The sequence below is a fragment of the Chryseobacterium sp. YIM B08800 genome, from assembly GCF_026163565.1.
Classification (GTDB): domain Bacteria; phylum Bacteroidota; class Bacteroidia; order Flavobacteriales; family Weeksellaceae; genus Chryseobacterium.
This window is the reverse complement of the sequence record NZ_JAPDKN010000022.1, coordinates 67001-81719: the sequence shown is the minus strand read 5'-3', so window position 1 is coordinate 81719 and position 14719 is coordinate 67001. Positions and strand designations below refer to the sequence as shown.

Below are 14719 nucleotides of genomic sequence, written 5' to 3'. Positions count from 1 at the left end.
ATCCAAAAATGACCTTATCGATTTGGAGGTATGCCCATTTAACTTTAGCAATACTTACATTCCTATTTTTGATCGTAGCTTCTACCACAGGAATTATTTTAGCTTACGATGCTGCACAGGAAAAAGTTCAACCTTATCGAGTTGACGATTTCAGTAACATAAACCTTGCCCAGTCTTTACCGGAACTGCGCAAGGTTTTTCCGGAAATTACGGAGATCAGTGTTGATCACAATCAGTTTGTAACCTTGGAAGGTTTAGACGATAATGGTGAAAACATCAAAGCATACATCGATCCTACAACCGGAAAAATCTTAGGAAAACCTGTTGAAAAAAGTAAATTTATCAATTGGATAACTTCGCTGCACCGTTCTTTATTTTTAAAAGAAACCGGAAGATTTGCAGTTGGAGTTGTTTCTTTTCTATTAATGATCATCAGTATTTCAGGGCTTATTCTGATTATCAAAAGACAAAATGGGATTAGACATTTTTTCGACAATATCAAGAAAGACTTTTTCTCGCAATATTTGCATGTTGTTTCAGGAAGAATTTTATTAATTCCAATTTTAGTCGTTTCTGTAACAGGAACTTATCTTTTCCTTCATCGTTTTGAATTGATACCAAAAGGAAAAAATGAAAAGATTGCTCATAAAATCACCAATTCTGAAACTCAGATAAAATTAGCAGACTTCCCTATTTTTAAGGAAACAAAACTCAGTAAAGTCAAGAAAATAGAATTTCCTTTTATTGAAGATGATGCTGAAGAATTTTTTGTTTTAAAACTAAAAGACAGAGAAATTACCGTCAACCAAATCAACGGTGAAATTGTAAAGGAGGAAAAATATCCGTTGACCCTTATTTATGAAAACCTAAGTTTAACCTTTCATACAGGTCGTGGAAGTGTTTTTTGGTCAATCGTTTTAGGGCTTTCTTCTATTGGGATCTTGATGTTTATTTATTCAGGTTTTGTCATTACTTTTAAACGAACCAGAAATAAAATCAAGAATAAATACAAAGCTGAAAATGCAGAGATTGTGATCTTTGTAGGTTCAGAAAACGGCTCGACTTTAGGTTTTGCCAATAAAATTCATTCTCAACTTTTATCAGACGGAAAAAAATCATTTATCACAGAGCTTAATCAATACAAATTATATCCTAAAGCAGAGCAATTTATCATCTTTACTTCAACTTATGGTTTAGGTGAAGCTCCAACCAATGCTTCCAACTTTAAAAAGCTTTTAAAAGAATTTCCTCAAAATCAAAAGATTAAATATTCTGTAGTTGGTTTTGGTTCTAAATCTTACGAAGATTTTTGCGGTTTTGCAATTGAAGTTAACCAATTATTATCCGAACAAAACTGGGCAGACTCTCATCTTGAACTTTTTACAGTCAACGATAAATCAGCCGCAGAATTTACAGAATGGGTGAAGAAATGGAGCTATGAAACCATGATTCCTTTGGCAACTGCACCATCTTTATACAGCGAAAAAGTTCCGTCTTTAAAGAAAATGAAAGTTATCGGAAGAAGTGAAATCGTGGATGAAGTGACAACTTTTAAAGTAATTTTAAAACCAAATTCATTAGTAAAATTTAAATCGGGAGATTTACTTGCGATTTACCCTGAGAATGATCATAAAGAGAGATTCTATTCTATCGGAAAAGTGAATGGAGCAATTCAATTGGTTGTAAAACTTCATGAAAATGGTCTCGGATCAGGGTTTTTGCATCGTTTAAAAGAAAATCAGGAAATAAAAGCCAGGATTATTAAAAATTCAGAATTCCATTTTCCTAAAAAAGCTTCTGAAGTAATTATGATTGCCAATGGAACCGGAATTGCACCATTTCTAGGAATGATTGAGGAGCAAACCGGAAAAACAAAAACTCATTTGTATTGTGGTTTCAGAAAATCAAATGAATTGACTGTAAATTATGAATATTTCGCTCATGAAAATATCCAAAAAGGAAAATTAAGTTCTTTCAGTTTAGCTTTTTCTCGTGAAGAAAATTCTCAATATGTAATGGATCTGGTTGAAAGAGATGCTGAATTGTTTGCCAATTCATTGGAAAACGGAGCTTTCATCATGATTTGTGGTGCACTAAAAATGCAACATGATGTGGAAGATACTTTAAGAAAACTGTGTGCTTTAAAAAATAAAGATTACGAAAATTACAAAGCAAACGGACAAATTTTAACCGATTGTTATTAATTTTAAAGCACATGAAAAGCCTGAAAAATTTCTTCCAATTATTTTTGATTTTACTTTCTTCATCAATGTTTGCTCAAGTTGAAAGAAGCAGATTGGTTACTTTAATGGGAAGTAAATTTGAAATTACTTTGGTAGATAAAGATTCTCTTTCGGCAGAAAAAAACATTGATAAATCTATAGAAGAAATTACGAGAATTGAAAATTTAATTTCAGAATGGAAACCGGAAACTCAGATCTCGGAAGTTAACAGAAATGCAGGAATAAAGCCTTTAAAAGTTGATCCCGAAGTTTTTGCTTTAACAGAAAAAGGAATTTATTTTTCTAAATTGACTGACGGAGCTTTCGACATAAGCATCGTTGCGATGGATAAAATCTGGAAGTTTGATGATTCTATGAATGAATTACCGTCTGAAGAATCTATAAAAAATTCTGTAAAAAATGTTGGCTATCAAAATATTATTTTAGATGAAAACAATTCTACTATTTTTTTGAAAAACAAAGGAATGAAAATAGGTTTCGGATCGATAGGAAAGGGTTATGCAGCAGATAAAACCAGAGAATTGATGAAAAGTTTTGGAGTAAAAGCAGGAATTATCAATGCTTCGGGCGATATTTCAACTTGGGGAACTCAACCCGATGGAAAACCTTGGGCAATTGGAATTAATAATCCTTTTAAAGATGATAAAATTGCTGAAGTTCTCTATTTAAAAGAAAATGCCGTGACAACTTCCGGAAGTTATGAGAAATATGCAGAAATTCACGGCAAAAGATATTCTCACATTATGAATCCTAAAACAGGCTATCCTTCAACCGGATTAACGAGCGTTACCGTTGTAGGACCCAATGCAACAATGGCAAATGGCTTTAGTACTTCAATAATGGTTTTAGGAAAAAAGGAAGGTTTGAAGTTAATAAAAAAATTCCCTGAATATCAATATTTGTTGATTACTGATTCAGGGAAAATTGTAAAAAATCTGAAAGATTAGATGTCTCTTTATATCAGCTTTTATCTCTAAAAATAAAATAACATACTAATAATGTAATATTTACCAGGGCAGCAAAAGAATTTGATAAAATAATAGGCAATTCATCCTGCTCGAAACCATACCAAACCCAAAGTGAAAGTCCGGAAATCAGAATCACAAGCATCAACCAGGAAATATCATCTACATTTTTTGTTTTAATTACTTTGATGAGTTGTGGCATTGATGCAATAGCAGTTAAAACACCTGCAATTAATCCTAAAATCTGTACGTCCATTTTTTCTAAATTATCCGTTAACAATAATTCCACCATTGGGATGCAAAACCTGTCCTGTCATTTGTGCCGAAGCCGAAGTTGCCAAGAAAAGATAAGACGGTGCAATTTCTTCAGTATTTGCATTTCTTTGCAAAGGTGGTTTATTATCATCTTCCTCTTTTTCGTTAAAAGTTTCTTCTGTAAGTGGTGTTGCAACCGGTCCCGGAGCAACGGCATTTACTCTTATTCCTTTCGATTTTGCCTGTAAGGCCAAAGATCTTGTAAAAGAAACAATCGCTCCTTTAGTTGCGGCATAATCTAATAGTTCCTCATGACCTTGATAAGCTACTGCTGAAGTTGTATTAATGATAGAACTTCCCTCTTTTAAATAAGGAAAAACCGCTTTTGTGAGCAGAATCATTCCGATGATGTTTGAATTAAAAGTCGTACGAATATTTTCTTCATTTAAATTTGTAATATCATCACTTGGAAACTGAATTCCTGCATTATTTACCAAAATATCGATGCTTCCCCATTGGTCAATCACTTCTTTTGTTGTTTTTTGACAAAAGTTACTGTCATTTACATCTCCTTTAAAAATCAAGCATTGGCGTCCCAAATATTCGATCTCATTTTTTGTTTTTTCAGCATCTTCAATATCCGAATGAAAGATAATTGCAATATTAGCACCTTCTTCTGCAAAAAGTAAGGCTGCAGATTTTCCTATTCCACTGTCGGCTCCGGTAATTAAGACTGTTTTACCATTAAGTTGTAATCTATTCATATATTTTTGGTGATTATGATTTAAAATAAAAATTCAGCATAAAATAATATACTGAATCTTTATTTCTTTAAAAACATGAAGCAAATTGTATGCTTTTATGATAAAAAAGAACAACAAAATGATAAATGTGGTATTTATTTTAGACTTACCATACCATCAGCGAGTTGTTTCCATTGAATTTTTGATGAACCGACCATCCCACCAAGAACAATAAACATATTCTTTACACTGCTTATTAGATCCGTGTTTTGATTTGGCTTTTCGTTTCTCCCGTAAATTGCCATTTTAACATAATCATTCCCTTTTGAAATAACAAAAGTGGAAGTTGTACCAGCAGAATGAAAATGCACCGTTTTTCCTGCGAATTCATTTCCCGGTAATTTTGAAGGTCGGCATTGTATCATGATACGATTAGGGTTTGTTTTATCAATCATATCGATTCTTACCCATTGATAATCATTTGTCTTAGGATTTTTTACTTCAGATAGTAATATTTTGATATAATCTCCTATCATGGGTGATCTATCTATTCTATTTCCTGAAGAATCACATAGTGTGAATTCTGCGATATTTTCTTTTGAATAAGTTCCCCATTTATTTATTTCAAAAAACCTTTCTTTGAGTAAATTATATTTTAACTCAGCTTCCTGAGCATTTTCAAGTTTTTGAATACTTTCTGTATCGTGGAAATTACCTTTCACTTGCAACGGAATTCCCGGAACTTTTTTTGCCTTCATTAATTTTGTCTGCATTAGTTTTATTATAGTATAATTTGCTTAAAATATTTATCTTATTTAAAAATCATAATCTATATTCATTTTTTTTTAAAGCTTAAAGTACTTAGATGTGATGTTTTATATAAATATATCACCATTTAAAGAAAATACATTTGCTTCAAAATATTAATTCGAAGATGAAAAAATTAGAATTAACAACTGGTAATCAGAATACTAAATACGAAAAACATTTTATCATCAAAAGAAAAAATCTAGAAAATAAATACAACGGATAATGATTTATTTAATGAATAAATTTGGCATCAATTTCTATTCCCTTTTTATTATTTAAATCATAAATTTTCAATAGTTGTGAAAATTTTTAAATTATTTGATAATTAGACCCTCGAAAGAAATAAGTTTATGAATTTTTTTAAAATAAATTCTACCAGATATTATTTTTTTAAGTATATTTGAAATGAAAATTTTTTTTTCATCATTTGTGTTTTTATTAAACCCTCCTACACGGAGGGTTTAATTTTTTATATACCGTCATTTTATACTTAATAATTACTCGAGCTTAAGACAAACTTTCAATTTAAGCTTATCAAGTCTAAATAATATTTTATAACGCATATATCTATTAAAATAAACTATAGGATTTGGAAAACAGATTCAGATTGGAAATTTTATTCAATTGAAATCAATAAACATTTATCATTTAATTTTTATATCTAGCTCAAGAAATTTTCTTCAAAAAGAATATAGAATATTAAAAATATTTTCTTTCTTAACGAAAAGGCACATAATATGCTAATAACAATATATAAACATCAAAAAATATTATTATGAAAAGCTTATTATGGTTAGTAGCCGTCATCTGTATTATTGTTTGGCTTTTAGGAATGCTAAATATTATCCCGGGAATCAGTACCAGTTATTTAATTCATGTATTATTGGTAATTGCAGTAATTGTTATTCTTTACAATATTATTTCCGGCAGAAAGCCTTTAGATTAACAAGAAAAGTGATAGAAAATTTAAGAAGCTGAATCGTATTATTCAGCTTTTTTTATGTCAAAATTTTAAAATTGATTTAATTCCTATTCATAAATTATCACTAAAGCTCAAATTTCAATTTAATTTTCATTGAAAATCTAATTATTAGAGTGTATTTCAATTAAATTCTCGAACAATACAAACGAAAATAATAAACAATTAATTATCAGAAAGTTAAAACAGTATTACACGGTGTTTTTTTGTGAATTTTTACGTAACTATTTATAAATAGCTCCAACAATAAGTTGTTGATGAAATTTTATGATGATATATTTGTTACAGATAAAACGAGACACTTAATCATTCATATATAATAACTTTTCATCATTCAGTTTTCATGTAGAACATCAGGGTTCGGACAATCTAGGAAAAAGAACCCTGTTCTCTACAATTCTAAATTAGACACCATCATCACATTTTATTAATAGAAAAACCGAACTTCTTTGAAGTTCGGTTTTCATTTTTTATATGTTTTGCAAAATTAAGACTGACCCTGGTCTTCTAATTCCTTAATTCTCTTTTTAATAAAATCAGCAGGTCTTATACCATTTTGCTCAAGGAAAATATTTGAGAAGCTTTGTCTGTTGCTAAAACCTGCAGCAGAAGCAATATGCTCAATAGAATATTTTCTCCATTCTTTATCATGATAAATCTTCTGCGTCGCAAAATTGATTCTTAAAACATTAATGTAAGTATTAAAATTACTTCCTTTATATTCGTTGATTACCTGAGAAAGATAAGAAGTATTTGTTTTAAACTGTTCTGCAAGCTTTTTAAGGGTTAACCCTTGCTCTAAATATCCTTGCTTATTTTCGAATGTATGAATGTCATTTAAGAGCTTTTCTACAATACTGTTATCAAACTTGATATTCTTATCCCCCGAATCAACAATATCAGGTTTTACAAGAGGAGGAATTTCTTGCGTATGAATACTCTCTTCAAGCTTTATTAATAAATCGTCATAATTTTTTTGAATGTTTTTTTGCTTTCTGATTCTGTAATACATTACGATTCCTAATGCCGTAATAATCGCCAAACAAATAAAGATGAGCAGTTTACTGTAAGAATTTGTTTTCTCTAAGTTTTCTTTTGTTTCCAGAAGCATCTTGGTATCATACTCCTTATAAACCCTGCTGGAAAGGTGTTTAAAATCTGAAGCTATTACACTATCCACTTTAAGAAGCTGATTTGTATAATATAATTCTTCTTTATGATTGCTATCTTTTCGATAATATTCAATCAATTCTTCATAATTACTTCTCAGTTCAGGAAGAATAAATTTATTTTCTTTAAAAATGGAATCTACTTTTCTGTAATTTTCTACCTCAAGATTTAAATCCCCTAAAAGCTCGTAACTTTTTCCTTTATAGAAATAAATATAAGAAGCCCAAGTAAAATCATTAACTTTTATAAGTTCTGGAAGTGCTTTATCAAAATAATAAATCGCCTTTTTATAATTCTTTTTTTTGAATTCTGAAACACCTAAGCTTTTTGTGAAATAACTTGTTTCCAGATAAAAATCTTTTGTTTTAGGGATTTTAGTCTCTGCTATATTCAGTAGCTTGTTGGCTTGCTCATCTTTTCCTAACATCTGATAGCATATAATTGCTTGATGGAGAGAATTTAAATATCCTTTTGTATTATTAAAAATAATATTTTTTTTAATGTCACCATCAATTTTTGTTTCAAAAAAATCAATACATTCATTAAATATCTTAAGAGCCTCATCGTAATACCCGAGATAACTTTTTACAACGCCTATATGATATATATTTTGATACTTTAAAAACTCATTTTTTGAGTCTTTTAGATATTCATATGCTTTTAAATATTCTTCTAAAGCATATTGAAATTTACGTTGATTAAAATAATATATTGCTCCTTTACTAAGATAGCCATCTCCAATTAAATCATTATTCCCAGAATTCTTTGCAGCAACTAAAGCACTATCTGCATAAATCATTTTTTGATTTTCTGAATATAAAATAGCATCTTTATACGCCTGAAAAAGCTCAGAATAATTTTTCTCTAACTTTGCTTTTTTAATATATTGATTTACATATACAAGCGCCTTAGGATCATTTTCTTCGTAAGCCCAATACTTCTCTCTAAGTTTCGAGTAATAATCCTGCGAGTACATTATATTTATAATGAAAAAGCAACTAAGTGTAAAAATTCTTTTAATCATTAAATATTTCTAAGAAATTTCATTCAAAAGTACGCAAAAACTATTTATTATAAGCTATTATAGAGTAATCACTTTAATTAATTAACACTCTTTTTATTTAAATTAGTGTATTTTTGCACGGTAAAAATTTATAAATCGAACCCCAATGTATTTGTAATAGTATATATTTTTGACTATTTTCGAAGAACTAAATTACGAACAAATATAATCATTAATCCTAGAATAAAATGAAAACAAAATTTATTGTACTCAGTCTCATAGCAGCGGGAATCTGCTCAATGAGCTGTAGGCAAGATGACGAAAGTATGGCAGAAGAAGCCTTAAGATCATCAACGAAACAGAATTCAACTGAAGAATCTCAAAGAACTAACAATGATTCAACATCAGTAGAAAGCATAGAAACTGATCCCCCAAAAAATGGAACACACTGGAAAGTTTCTGGAGATTCCATAAAAACTCCGCCCAGAAACCCTATAAATAATCTTAAAACTGATTCATTAATTTCATTCTCACCAGTTATAGATGAACCAAAAGATCCTCCAAAAAATGGCACGCACTGGAAAGTGAAAGAATAGTAAAACTTTATAAAAGAAACCTGATATTGATTATATCAGGTTTCTTTTATATAAAAAACTCGTTGATTTATAATTTTACTTCAGCAAATCTAACTCTAATAAATTATTATTTCTTGCATTATTTGCTTTAGCATCTCTCTCTTGTTCTCTCAGCATTTTTTCAATATCTAATGGTTTTCCGTTTTCATCAATCATCATTATTTTTGTGTTTCCGGATAACATCTGACGCATTCCTTTTGTAGGATTATTTCTAAAATCGATAACTTGTTTTTTGTATTTTTCCTGATCAATAACAACTGTATTTCCAAAAGTTTTTTTCTCATTATCACTTACCCATTCCTGATCAGAATTTCTTTTTTTGATTTCTTTTAAAACAAAAGAGTGTGATTTTGTTTTATCTTCAATTTTAATAATCAATCCTGGCAAGCCATGAAATTTATAAGGTCCATCCTGAATAGGGATATCAGAAACAAACCATGCCGTCCAAATTCTACCAGCAAAATAAAGAGATGCTTTTTGGGCGTTAAACTCGCCAATTTTTTCTTTTCCGGGTAGAATTTCCCAGTTCATTGTTCTGTTATCAGAAACTTTATATTTATTCATGTCGAGATTGTTGAAAAAATCTATTTTAAAATCAGGGTAAGATTTTTCAACAACAAATGGAACTGAGCCATAATCAATACCCGTAAAATCTCGTGTTTGTTTCGTTATTCTATCCTGATGTATTGAATCGGCTATACTTTTCTTTTGGCTATAGAATTTTGAACCTTTTTTGGCTACATCGAGATACATGATTTCTGTACCAACTTCATTAGTTTTAGTAGAATCTGTTATGAATTTATATTCATAAGAAAAGCGTTGATTTTGTGCCAAAATAGTTATTGATACAAGTAATGTAATCATTAAAAAACTTAATTTCATTGCAAAAAATTTAAATAAATATTATTTCAGTAAATCCAGTTCGAGAATATTGTTATTTTTCTTATTTGCATCAAGTTTTCTTTTTTCCATATCTTTCATCATCTTATTAGTATCTAATATATTTCCGGAGGCATCTTTAAATTCAACTTTACCACCATTGGCTAATAAATTTCGCATACTTTTATTTGGATCGGTACGATTATCAATATAAACTTTTTTATATTTTTTTTCATTCATAACAATTAACTGCTCATAACGTTCTTTATCTTTAAAACTTTTCCATTCTTTATTTTCATTAAAGGATTTTACGCCCTTAAGTTCGAAAGTGTGGGACTGTGTTTTATCCTGTAATTTTACAATTAATCCTGGTAAACCATGAAATTTATGAGGACCATCCTGAATAGGAATATCAGTTGCGAACCACGCAGTCCAGATTCTTCCAGCAAAATTACATGATGCCTTTTGGGCTTCAAACTCTCCTACTTTCTCTTTTTCGGAAAGAATTTTCCAGTTTTGATTTCTACTTTCCTGAACCATATATTCTGTTGATCCCAAGTTGGTAAAATAATTAACAGAATAATCAGGATAATTTTTCTCAATCTGGTACCTTACGCTCCCTTTAGCTTTAAAATCTTTTAAATCGACATTATAATTACCCCCTCTTGCTTGCTTTTCAAATTCAGCGTTCATTATTGAGTCAGATTCAAAAACATCTTTACTGTAAAATTGCTATCCATTAGAAAACACATTAAGAAGCATAACCTCTGTTTCAGCCTTATCTTTTTCAGTAGAGTCTCTTACAAACTTATATTCATAAGAAAAACGTTGATTCTGAGCTAAAAACGCCACACTTAAAAAGGAAAAAACTCCAATAATAATTCTCTTCATTTAGATATTTTTCACTAAAATAGAATTTTATTTATTACCAACAAAGTTTTTAAATTTAGAAATAAAATTAAAATTTGAGAAAAAGTACGTTTAAATATAAAATCTAAAACAAAAAACCTCTCGAAATGAGAGGTTTTAATTATTTATATATTAAAAAGTTACAGTAACAAAGTTAAAGGACTTTCTAAATATGTTTTTAAAGTTTGTAAGAACTGAGCTCCAGTTGCTCCATCTACAACTCTGTGATCACAAGCTAATGAAAGCTTCATGATGTTTCCAACTACAATCTGACCGTTCTTAACGATTGGTTTTTCAATAATTGCACCTACAGAAAGAATTGCTGCGTTAGGTTGATTAATGATGCTTGTGAAAGTTTCAATTCCGAACATTCCCAAGTTTGAGATAGAGAATGTAGAACCTTCCATTTCGTTAGCTTTAAGACCTTTAGATTTTGCTCTTCCAGCCATATCTTTTACAGCAGCAGAAATCTGAGTGTAATTCATCTGATCTGTATTCTTAAGAACCGGAACTACCAATCCGTCAGGAATTGCAACCGCTACTCCAACGTTGATATTTCCTCTGTGAATTACCTTATCTCCTGCCCAACTAGAGTTTACCTGTGGATGTTTTCTTAAAGCAACTGCAGTCGCTTTAATCACCATATCGTTGAAAGAAATTTTAGTATCTGGTAAAGAATTGATCTCTTTTCTAGCCTCAATCGCTTTATCCATGTTGATCTCAACCATCAAATAATAATGAGGAGCGGAGAATTTACTTTCAGAAAGACGTTTTGCAATGATATTTCTAACCTGAGAATTTGGAGTCTCTGTATCTTCACCTTGTACAAAACTTAATGCAACTTGTGCAGCTGGACTTGCGGTCGGAGCTGAAGCAGCAGGTTTTGCAGATGGTTGATAATTTTCAATATCTTTTTTAACGATTCTTCCGTTTTCTCCTGAACCTTGTACAGAATTGATATCAACACCTTTTTCCTGAGCCATTTTTTTCGCTAAAGGAGAAATTGCTACTCTGTCTGAAGAAGAATTTGCAGTTGATGCAGCCGATTTCTCTTCTGTTTTTATTTCAGATTTTTGTTCAGCTGGTTGATTCGTAGATTTTGCAGCAGCTTTTGGAGCTCCAACCGCAGAAACATCAGTTCCTTCTGGTCCGATGATAGCCAAAACGGTATCAACAGGAGCAGCACCACCTTCTTCAACACCTTGCTTCAAAAGAATTCCGTTAAATTCAGATTCAAAATCCTGAACAGCTTTATCAGTTTCGATCTCAGCAAGAAGATCACCTTCTTTTACGGTGTCACCTACGTTTTTATGCCATTTAGCCACTTTACCTTCTGTCATTGTATCAGAAAGTCTTGGCATTGTAATCACTTCTACTCCAGCCGGAACTTCCGCAGAAGTTTCTTCAGTTGCAGTAGTATTAGATTCTGTTTTTGGTTCTTCTTTTTTGTCTTCAGAAGCAGCATTGGGAGCAGCAGCTCCGCCTGTTAATCCTGAAATATCTTCTCCTTCATTTCCGATAATTGCCAAAACTAAATCTACTGCAGCAGCTGAACCTTCTTCAACACCTACATAAAGAAGAGTTCCTTCAACTTCAGATTCAAAATCCTGTACTGCCTTATCAGTTTCGATTTCGGCTAAAATATCTCCTTCTTTTACCTTATCTCCTACTTTTTTATGCCATTTAGCCACTTTTCCTTCCGTCATTGTATCGGAAAGACGTGGCATTGTAATCACTTCTGCCATAATTTATATTGATTTGAGATTCGAGATTCGAGATTTGAGATTAGGGAAACTCAAATTCGAATATCAAATTAATTATTATTTTTTAATTTTCTAATTTATCTAAGAACGGATAGTTTTCTTGAGCATAAACATACTCATAAACTTTTTCTGCATCAGGATATGGAGAGTTTTCCATAAACTCGATACATTCTTCTACAAAATCTCTTGATTTGTTGTCCAAAGTTTCCAATTCTTCTTCTGTTGCCCAATTGTTTGCCAAGATTCTCTCTTTGATCAATTCAATAGGATCATCTTTTTTATGAATAGCAACTTCTTCTTTAGATCTGTATGGTTCTGCATCAGACATTGAGTGTCCTCTGAAACGGTAAGTTCTAGCTTCGATAAAAGTAGGTCCATCACCTCTTCTTGCTCTTTCAATAGCTTCGTAAGCAGCTTCAGCTACTTTCTCAGGATCCATTGCATCTACAGCAAGACACGGCATTTCGTATCCTAAACCTAGTTTATAGATATCTTCGTGATTAGCGGTTCTTTTTACAGAAGTTCCCATTGCGTACTGATTGTTTTCAACAACAAATACTACAGGAAGTTTCCAGTTCATTGCCATGTTGAAAGTTTCGTGAAGAGATCCCTGTCTTGCAGCACCGTCTCCGAAGAAACAGATGTTTACTGCTTTTCTGTCGAAAAATTTATCTGCAAAAGCAATACCTGCTCCCAAAGGAATCTGACCTCCTACAATACCGTGACCTCCGTAAAAACGGTGTTCTTTACTGAAAATGTGCATAGATCCACCCATACCTCCGGAAGTACCTGTAGCTTTACCACAAAGTTCTGCCATGATTCTTTTAGGATCTACTCCCATTGCCATTGGATGAATGTGACATCTGTAAGCAGTGATCATACTATCTTTAGTTAAATCCATTGCATGCGTAAAACCTGCAGGAATAGCTTCCTGACCGTTGTACAAATGTAAAAAACCTCTGATTTTTTGTTTTAGATAAAGAGAACGGCATTTGTCTTCAAACCTTCTCCACATTGTCATATCTTCATACCACTTTAGGTATATCTCTTTAGAAAATTCTTTCATGTGCGAGCTTCTTGCTTATTTATTATGAAATAGTTGAGCAAAAATATAAAAAAAACTTCGTTTTTATTATATGCACAGCAATTGTTTTTTTACTTATAATGTTATATTTACATTTCAAACTAATTTATGGAAGAAAAAAAGACTTCGGCACTGCATATTATTTCGAGAGTTATCTCAGACTTTTTCAATCCTTTGGTTTCTCTGTTTATTTATTTTGTGTACTTAAGTTTTCAGAATTACACCTTTAAACAAGCAGCTTCTCATTTTCTTCCGATATTATTAATGGTTATTATTCCTGTAGTTGCCTGGTTGGTTTGGAATGTAAAAACGGGCAGATATACGAATATGGATGTATCAAACCGGGTACAGAGAAAATCTTTATATATTTTTATTGCAGTCTTTATTATCGCTTATCAAATTTACCATTACGTTATGAATGGTTTTCTTGATTTTGTCATGCTTTTTATTTTAATATTGCTTTTTGCGCTTCAATACAGTAATCTATATATTAAAAGTTCGATGCATACTGCCTTCAATATATTTGTTGCTGCATTGTTTTATGGATTCGACTGGAAAGCGGGAATTTTTTGGTTCGGAATTGCAGCTTTGGTAGGAATTACAAGGGTTATTTTAAAAAGACACACCGTAAAAGAGGTATTTATGGGCGCAGGAATAGCTTTTCTGGTATCTTTTATTTATCTTTATTGCAATATTCAATTTCAACACTAAGAATTTTTTATGAAAATAAATCATCTTACTTCTGCCGAAGAAAATTTAATGAAGCTATTCTGGAAGCTCCAAAGCTTTTATTTAAAGGATGTTATGGAGCAACATCCGGAACCAAAACCGCATCAAAATACTGTTTCAACTTACCTGAAAATATTGGTTGAAAAAGGCTATTTGTCTACAGAAAAAGAAGGCAGAATTTTCAAATACTCAGTTATTGTACCTTTTGATGATTATAAAAAGTTTTTATTGAAAGAGCTTTCACATAATTTCTTTAATGATTCAGGAAAAGAAATTCTGGAATTTTTATTTAATGAAAATTTGATTTCACAGAATGATCTTAGAACTTATTTTGATCTGAAAATCGAAATGAAACCTGTAAAAGTAAAAGAACCTAAACTGGAATATGCTGAAGAAATCTTAAATCCTAAAAAAGACAAGAAAGGAAAGGATAAAAAAAAGAAGAAGAAAAAGAATGAAAATTAGTTGATGGTTGTTGGTTTTTAGTTGTTCGTAAAATAAAAACTATTGTTATTAATATCCATCAAATAATTTAAAATAAAGACATAAAAA

At 30.9% G+C, this 14719-nt stretch carries 14 protein-coding genes and 1 pseudogene; 6 read left to right on the top strand and 9 right to left on the bottom strand.

All coding sequences use genetic code 11. From position 1 onward, the window contains the following. Positions 1 to 8: 8 nt before the first annotated feature. Together OEW74_RS09755 and OEW74_RS09750 are read left to right on the top strand one after the other, a co-directional pair. Positions 9 to 2204, top strand: a complete 2196-nt coding sequence (locus tag OEW74_RS09755; protein ID WP_265428293.1) for a PepSY domain-containing protein — start codon at positions 9 to 11, stop codon at positions 2202 to 2204. Positions 2205 to 2215: 11 nt separating this feature from the next. Beyond that, positions 2216 to 3190 (top strand): FAD:protein FMN transferase, encoded by a 975-nt coding sequence (locus OEW74_RS09750; RefSeq protein ID WP_265428292.1) that lies wholly within the window; start codon positions 2216 to 2218, stop codon positions 3188 to 3190. 13 nt (positions 3191 to 3203) lie between these two features. Here OEW74_RS09750 and OEW74_RS09745 read toward each other — a convergent pair whose 3' ends face one another. From OEW74_RS09745 to OEW74_RS09735, 3 genes are all read right to left on the bottom strand, one after another. Further along, positions 3204 to 3464, bottom strand: coding sequence for a SemiSWEET transporter (locus OEW74_RS09745; RefSeq protein ID WP_265428291.1), 261 nt, complete (start codon positions 3462 to 3464; stop codon positions 3204 to 3206). A 10-nt stretch (positions 3465 to 3474) separates the two neighbouring features. Beyond that, a complete protein-coding gene (locus tag OEW74_RS09740) occupies positions 3475 to 4227 on the bottom strand; it encodes an SDR family oxidoreductase (protein WP_265428290.1) in 753 nt (250 codons plus the stop codon). A 134-nt stretch (positions 4228 to 4361) separates the two neighbouring features. Next, positions 4362 to 4979 (bottom strand): hypothetical protein, encoded by a 618-nt coding sequence (locus tag OEW74_RS09735; protein ID WP_265428289.1) that lies wholly within the window; start codon positions 4977 to 4979, stop codon positions 4362 to 4364. Positions 4980 to 5791: 812 nt separating this feature from the next. Here OEW74_RS09735 and OEW74_RS09730 point away from each other — a divergent pair. Next, complete coding sequence (locus tag OEW74_RS09730) at positions 5792 to 5962, top strand: lmo0937 family membrane protein (RefSeq protein ID WP_265428288.1); 171 nt, start codon at positions 5792 to 5794, stop codon at positions 5960 to 5962. Between the two features lie 520 nt (positions 5963 to 6482). Here the strand turns inward: OEW74_RS09730 and OEW74_RS09725 are convergent. Then, positions 6483 to 8141, bottom strand: a complete 1659-nt coding sequence (locus OEW74_RS09725; protein WP_265428287.1) for a helix-turn-helix domain-containing protein — start codon at positions 8139 to 8141, stop codon at positions 6483 to 6485. Between the two features lie 326 nt (positions 8142 to 8467). Between OEW74_RS09725 and OEW74_RS09720 the strand changes: the two genes are divergently transcribed. Next, entirely contained in the window at positions 8468 to 8764 is a 297-nt protein-coding gene (locus tag OEW74_RS09720) for a hypothetical protein (RefSeq protein ID WP_265428286.1), read from the top strand. 75 nt (positions 8765 to 8839) lie between these two features. Here OEW74_RS09720 and OEW74_RS09715 read toward each other — a convergent pair whose 3' ends face one another. The 5 genes and pseudogenes from OEW74_RS09715 to pdhA all read right to left on the bottom strand — a co-directional run bounded on the left by OEW74_RS09715 (position 8840) and on the right by pdhA (position 13420). Then, the gene (locus OEW74_RS09715; protein WP_265428285.1) at positions 8840 to 9667 is read right to left on the bottom strand and encodes a GLPGLI family protein; all 828 of its coding nucleotides are present in this window, start codon (positions 9665 to 9667) and stop codon (positions 8840 to 8842) included. Positions 9668 to 9706: 39 nt separating this feature from the next. Further along, positions 9707 to 10402 (bottom strand): annotated as a pseudogene (locus tag OEW74_RS09710) (GLPGLI family protein); the annotation flags it as partial. A gap of 12 nt (positions 10403 to 10414) precedes the next feature. Then, positions 10415 to 10573 (bottom strand): hypothetical protein, encoded by a 159-nt coding sequence (locus OEW74_RS09705; RefSeq protein ID WP_265428284.1) that lies wholly within the window; start codon positions 10571 to 10573, stop codon positions 10415 to 10417. Positions 10574 to 10731: 158 nt separating this feature from the next. Beyond that, positions 10732 to 12336 carry a pyruvate dehydrogenase complex dihydrolipoamide acetyltransferase gene (locus tag OEW74_RS09700; protein WP_265428283.1) on the bottom strand — a complete coding sequence of 535 codons (1605 nt, stop codon included), beginning with the start codon at positions 12334 to 12336 and terminating at the stop codon, positions 10732 to 10734. Positions 12337 to 12418: 82 nt separating this feature from the next. Beyond that, entirely contained in the window at positions 12419 to 13420 is a 1002-nt protein-coding gene (pdhA, locus tag OEW74_RS09695) for a pyruvate dehydrogenase (acetyl-transferring) E1 component subunit alpha (protein WP_139423529.1), read from the bottom strand. Positions 13421 to 13546: 126 nt separating this feature from the next. On the opposite strand from pdhA, the gene OEW74_RS09690 reads away from it, so the two are divergent. Beyond that, entirely contained in the window at positions 13547 to 14149 is a 603-nt protein-coding gene (locus tag OEW74_RS09690; RefSeq protein WP_265428282.1) for a phosphatase PAP2 family protein, read from the top strand. Positions 14150 to 14158: 9 nt separating this feature from the next. Then, positions 14159 to 14632: a BlaI/MecI/CopY family transcriptional regulator gene (locus OEW74_RS09685; protein WP_204534471.1), complete on the top strand. Its 474-nt coding sequence runs from the start codon at positions 14159 to 14161 to the stop codon at positions 14630 to 14632. The last annotated feature ends 87 nt before the right edge of the window (positions 14633 to 14719 follow it).

Bases quoted from the DNA above. Each gene is read 5' to 3' on its own strand.
- OEW74_RS09740 (WP_265428290.1), bottom strand. From the start codon at position 4,227: ATGAATAGATTACAACTTAATGGTAAAACAGTCTTAATTACCGGAGCC.
- OEW74_RS09730 (WP_265428288.1), top strand. From the start codon at position 5,792: ATGAAAAGCTTATTATGGTTAGTAGCCGTCATCTGTATTATTGTTTGG.
- OEW74_RS09715 (WP_265428285.1), bottom strand. From the start codon at position 9,667: ATGATTACATTACTTGTATCAATAACTATTTTGGCACAAAATCAACGC.
- OEW74_RS09685 (WP_204534471.1), top strand. From the start codon at position 14,159: ATGAAAATAAATCATCTTACTTCTGCCGAAGAAAATTTAATGAAGCTA.
- OEW74_RS09720 (WP_265428286.1), top strand. From the start codon at position 8,468: ATGAGCTGTAGGCAAGATGACGAAAGTATGGCAGAAGAAGCCTTAAGA.
- OEW74_RS09700 (WP_265428283.1), bottom strand. From the start codon at position 12,336: ATGGCAGAAGTGATTACAATGCCACGTCTTTCCGATACAATGACGGAA.
- OEW74_RS09755 (WP_265428293.1), top strand. From the start codon at position 9: ATGACCTTATCGATTTGGAGGTATGCCCATTTAACTTTAGCAATACTT.
- OEW74_RS09705 (WP_265428284.1), bottom strand. From the start codon at position 10,573: ATGAAGAGAATTATTATTGGAGTTTTTTCCTTTTTAAGTGTGGCGTTT.
- OEW74_RS09725 (WP_265428287.1), bottom strand. From the start codon at position 8,141: ATGTACTCGCAGGATTATTACTCGAAACTTAGAGAGAAGTATTGGGCT.
- pdhA (WP_139423529.1), bottom strand. From the start codon at position 13,420: ATGAAAGAATTTTCTAAAGAGATATACCTAAAGTGGTATGAAGATATG.
- OEW74_RS09750 (WP_265428292.1), top strand. From the start codon at position 2,216: ATGAAAAGCCTGAAAAATTTCTTCCAATTATTTTTGATTTTACTTTCT.
- OEW74_RS09690 (WP_265428282.1), top strand. From the start codon at position 13,547: ATGGAAGAAAAAAAGACTTCGGCACTGCATATTATTTCGAGAGTTATC.
- OEW74_RS09735 (WP_265428289.1), bottom strand. From the start codon at position 4,979: ATGCAGACAAAATTAATGAAGGCAAAAAAAGTTCCGGGAATTCCGTTG.
- OEW74_RS09745 (WP_265428291.1), bottom strand. From the start codon at position 3,464: ATGGACGTACAGATTTTAGGATTAATTGCAGGTGTTTTAACTGCTATT.